The following is a 4,920-nucleotide window of genomic DNA, read 5'->3' on the forward strand; positions in this document are numbered from 1 at the left end:
TTTTACTTATCGTCAGAAGTTTTGCCTGTTGTACAAATGTAACAGTTCAAAATACGTACATACATTGGCCCGCCTCAATTTGGTGYGCTACGCACATGAAATAATGTTGTGCGCAAATCCCCCTTCCATAGCGTGTTTTTCGCCGAAACCCGTCATACACACGAATATTTTCGTCTTTACAGCGCATAAACGAGAGTAATTACGCCCAATTTTGGGTATTTTTTGTCATTACGCAAGGGTGCAACACTCGCAAATATGCACGTCAGAACGTTGACAGGTTGCCATACCGGGTGATTCCATTGCCAGCTTGAAAAAAATGTTAACCCGCATTGATTTCAAAATTGTCGCAACAGCGACCGAGCGTTTCACGGCTGCCAACCCGTTGCCGTGCCATATTCCCCTAGGAGTTTGAAACTATGATGGAAAAAGTCTTGTCCCGGTCGATCCGGCTGATGTGCATCAGCGGCGTCGCCTTCGGGATGAATGCGGCTTACGCGCAAGACACGCAACCCTCGAGCATGCAGCGCGTCGAAGTGACCGGCTCGCGCATCCGCCAGGTCGATCTGGAAACGGCACAACCGATCCAGGTGATGACCCAGGAACAGATCCAGAAAACGGGTCTCGTCACCGTCGGCGACATCCTGAATCAATTGTCCTCGGCAGGTACGCCGGACTTCGACCGCGGCGGTTCGCTGACGTCGAACCGTGAGAACGGCGGCCAATACATCAGCCTGCGCAACCTGGGCTCGAACCGCCTGCTGGTCCTGGTGGACGGCAAGCGCTGGACCCAGTCCGTCGACGGCTATACCGACATGTCGACCATCCCGTCGGCCATGATCGACCGCATCGAAGTGCTGAAGGACGGCGCTTCCTCGATCTACGGTTCGGATGCGATCTCGGGCGTCGTCAACATCATCCTGAAAAAGCGCATGGATGGCGGCCAGCTGAGCCTCTACACCGGCGCCAACGACAAGGCCGACGGCCGCGCCAAGGACTTCTCGCTGACCTACGGCGCCAGCACCGACAAGGCGTCGCTGATGGTCGGCCTGTCGCACACCGAGCAGGGCACCGTGTGGGCCCGCGACCGCAACATCACCAAATTCCCGAAGGGCCCGGCACACCCGACCTCCGGCCTGGGCGCAGGCCCGTGGGCTGAAGTCCTGCCGGCCAACAGCGAAGACTTCGATTACGTGCTGAATCACACCGGCGGCAACGGCGGCAACGGCATCGGCGTCGGTGCCGATCCGCGCAATCCGGCCAATTATCACGACTGGAAGAGCAGTATCGTCGAGGACAAGTTCAACAGCGCCTCGCAGATGATGTTCCAGATGCCGAACCGCCTGGACACGCTGTTCACGAAAGGTACGCTGGAACTGCCGTACGACATGCAGTTCAGCACCACCGCCATGTATTCGCAGCGTTCTTCGAGCGCACAGGTCGCCGGCTACCCGCTGCGCAGCGACGTGCAGTCGAACAACCCGGTCTACATCGACAAGAACAGCTACTGGAACCCGTTCGGTGAAGACCTGTACTTCATCCGCCGTACCGTCGAAGTGCCGCGCGTGACGGAAAACAYGAACAACACGTTCCACGTCGATGCGACCCTGTCGGGCAACTTCGAATGGCATGGCAAGGCCTGGAACTGGGACGTGGGCTACAACCACAGCGCCGTCCGCGGCGAGACCCTGGGCACCGGCAACGTCAACCTGCTGAACCTCAAGAAGGCGCTCGGTCCGTCGTTCCTGAACGCGAGCGGCGCCGTCCAGTGCGGCACCGCGGACGCCCCGATTCCGCTGGCCGAATGCCAGCCGTTCAACATCATCGCCGGTCCCGGCGCCGCCAGCCCGCAAGTGCTGAACTACATCATGTCGACCGGCCAGGCGACCTACGGCTCGACCATCAACAGCGCGACCGCCAACATCAGCGGCGAGTTGCTGCAGCTGCCGGCAGGCATGCTGGGCGTGGCAGCCGGCGTGGAACACCGCGAAGTGCGCGGTTACGACATCCCGGGCCAGTTCGAACAATCGGGCTACTCGACCGACCTGGCCGGCAACCCGACCATCGGCCGCTACTCCGTGCGCGAAGCCTACCTCGAAACCAACATCCCGATCCTGAAGGGCGTGCGTTTCGCGGAACTGCTGAGCGTCGACCTGGCAACCCGCTACTCGGACTACAGCAACTTCGGCAATACCCACAACAGCAAAGCCAGCTTCATGTGGAAGCCGCTCAAGGACCTGCTCGTCCGCGGCACCTGGGCACAGGGCTTCCGCGCCCCGACCGTGGGCGACACGTTCGGCGGCGGCCAGCAGACCTATGATACGTACATGGACCCGTGCGACAGTGCCTACGGCCAGCGCGGCACGCCGGGCGTCGACGCACGCTGCACGGCGCAAGGCGCAGGTCCGGGCTTCCGCCAGACCGACCAGACCAATACCCCGATCACCGACGCCGGCGGTGCACAGAGCGCCAACCCGTTCATGGCCGGCGCCGGCAACGCGTCGCTGCAGCCGGAACGCGCCAAGACGAAGACCTTCGGCTTCGTCTACAGCCCGGCCTGGCTGCCGGGTCTGTCGAGCTCGCTGGACTGGTACAACATCCGTGTCGACAACCTGATCAGCGCCATCACGGCCACGCAAGTCGCCGAATATTGCTACGTCCAGGGTGTCGCTTCGTTCTGCAACGCGATCAAGCGTGACCCGGTCAGCGGCCAGATCGTTAACCTGTCGCGCGGCAACGCCAACCTGGGCGCACTGGAAACCGAAGGCTACGACCTGTCGCTGGCCTACCGCTTCCGCCGCGGTGCCTACGGCGCGTTCGGCCTGCGTTCGGACTCGACCTTCGTGACCAAGTACCGCACCAAGGCCGACAACACGGCCGACTGGGAAAGCTCGCTGGGCGAGTACGACGGCGGTGGCGGCTACGCCTACTACCGCATCAAGTCGAACGTCGCGCTCGACTGGAGCCTGGGCGACTGGAGCGCCACGTGGACGGCCCGCTACTTCGGCAGCCTCCGCGACAAGTGCTACAGCAGCACCGTCGAATGCTCGAATCCGACCGGCCATGCCAACTGGGGTACCGGCTACAACCGGAAGGGCGCGATGGTCTACAACGACGTGAGCGTCTCGTACAAGACCCCGTGGAAAGGCCAGATCATGGTCGGCGCCAACAACATCTTCGACAAGGAACCGCGTACCACCGTGCTGGGCGCATCGTCCTCGTCGGCTGTGGACGCCAACCTGCCGATCGACCGCTTCGTCTACGTGCGTTACAACCAGGCCTTCTGATCGGTACGACCCGTCCGGTGCGGTCCCATGGGGCCGCCGATCGATTACCTGAACAATGCCCGCCAGGTTCGCCTGGCGGGCATTTTTTCATCCGAGCGGCTATCATGTGCGGTCGATGCAAAACGAACGAACCATGGCTATCAAACTCAAGAACGAAAAAGATATCGCGAAGATGCGCATCTCGGGCCGGTTGGCGGCCGAGGTGCTGGAAATGATTGCGGAATACGTCGTCCCCGGCGTCTCCACCGAGGAACTCGACCGGCGCTGCAACGAATACATCCGCAAGGTGCAGAAGGCGACGCCGGCCAACGTCGGCTACCACGGTTTCCCGAAGACCCTGTGCACGTCCGTCAACAGCGTAGTCTGCCACGGCATCCCCTCCCCCAACGAAATCCTCAAGGACGGCGACATCGTGAACATCGACGTCACCGTGATCAAGGATGGCTGGCACGGCGACACGAGCCGCATGTACTTCGTCGGCACGCCGAGCCCGGAGGCGAAGAAGCTCGTCGACACCACGTTCGACGCGATGATGGCCGGCATCCGCGCCGTACGCCCGGGCGCGCGCCTGGGCGACGTGGGCCACGCGATCCAGAAACTGGCGGAAGGCCGGGGCTATTCCGTCGTGCGCGAATATTGCGGCCACGGGATCGGCAAGGTCTACCACGAAGACCCGCAGGTGCTGCACTACGGACGTCCGAACACGGGCCTGCTCATCAAGGAAGGCATGACCTTCACGGTCGAGCCCATGATCAACCTGGGCGACGAGGACGTCGAGCAGCTCGACGACGGCTGGACCGTCGTGACACGCGACCGCTCGCTGTCCGCCCAGTGGGAGCACATGATTGCCGTCACCCGGGACGGCTTCGAAATCCTGACGCCCTGGCCACGAACACGCTGACCAGGGCCGCTGGCCGGGCGGCTTATTTGCGCACGACACTGCGCAGGTAAGCGTCGTGGGTGGGCATGTTCTCCACCATCTTGACGATCTGTGCGCGCCGCTGGCGCAATGCCTCGCGCGCTTCCTCGAACGGCACCTCGTTGAGCACGGGGTCCAGGTGTTCCGGCCAGTTCCCCAGCCCGGAGTGGATCGCCAGCCAGCTGGCAGACTCGAAACCTTCCGCCGAGTACATGTTCAGCGCGCCGGTCTGGCGCCAGGCGTGCAGCCTGAAGGCCAGCGTATCGGGCAGTTCCATCGCGGTCACGTCGCGCCATAACTGGCTGTCGCGGCGCTCGGTGCGGCAATAATGCAGGATGAGGAAGTCGCGTATGCGCGCGAAGACCTTGGTCATGCCCCTGTTGTAGGCAGCGATGGCGGGCGCCGCGGGCACTACGCCTGGCTTCAGGACGTCGATCATCGCGAGCAGGCCGCGCTGGATCAACATGATGCTGGTCGATTCCAGCGGTTCCAGGAAGCCGGACGCCAGGCCCAGTGCAACCACGTTGTGGACCCAGAACCGCTCGCGGTGGCCGGTGGTGAACCGCAGCAGCCGCGGCTCGGCCAGGGCCGGACCATCCAGCTGTTCGAGCAGTTGTTCACGCGCGCGTTCCACGTCGATATAACGGGTGGAAAACACGTGACCGTTGCCGACGCGGTCGACGAGCGGGATACGCCACGCCCAGCCCGCCTCCAGCG

General features: G+C 62.7%; 3 protein-coding genes. 2 read left to right on the forward strand and 1 reads right to left on the reverse strand.

Annotated features, from left to right (window positions below):
* The first annotated feature begins 416 nt into the window (after positions 1-416).
* Together AC1DYX_RS27825 and map are read left to right on the forward strand one after the other, a co-directional pair.
* Positions 417-3,284: a TonB-dependent receptor plug domain-containing protein gene (locus tag AC1DYX_RS27825; protein WP_477264941.1), complete on the forward strand. Its 2,868-nt coding sequence runs from the start codon at positions 417-419 to the stop codon at positions 3,282-3,284.
* A 133-nt stretch (positions 3,285-3,417) separates the two neighbouring features.
* Positions 3,418-4,185 (forward strand): type I methionyl aminopeptidase, encoded by a 768-nt coding sequence (map, locus tag AC1DYX_RS27830; protein ID WP_477264943.1) that lies wholly within the window; start codon positions 3,418-3,420, stop codon positions 4,183-4,185.
* 22 nt (positions 4,186-4,207) lie between these two features.
* On the opposite strand, the gene AC1DYX_RS27835 is transcribed toward map, so the two are convergent.
* Positions 4,208-4,920 (reverse strand): tryptophan 7-halogenase (locus tag AC1DYX_RS27835; RefSeq protein WP_477264945.1); only part of this gene is annotated, 713 nt, incomplete at its 5' end.

Source organism: Massilia sp. P2_C2, from assembly GCF_056404615.1.

What these genes read in the sequence shown, in the direction of transcription:
- map (WP_477264943.1), top strand. Translation starts at nt 3,418, where the DNA reads ATGGCTATCAAACTCAAGAACGAAAAAGATATCGCGAAGATGCGCATC.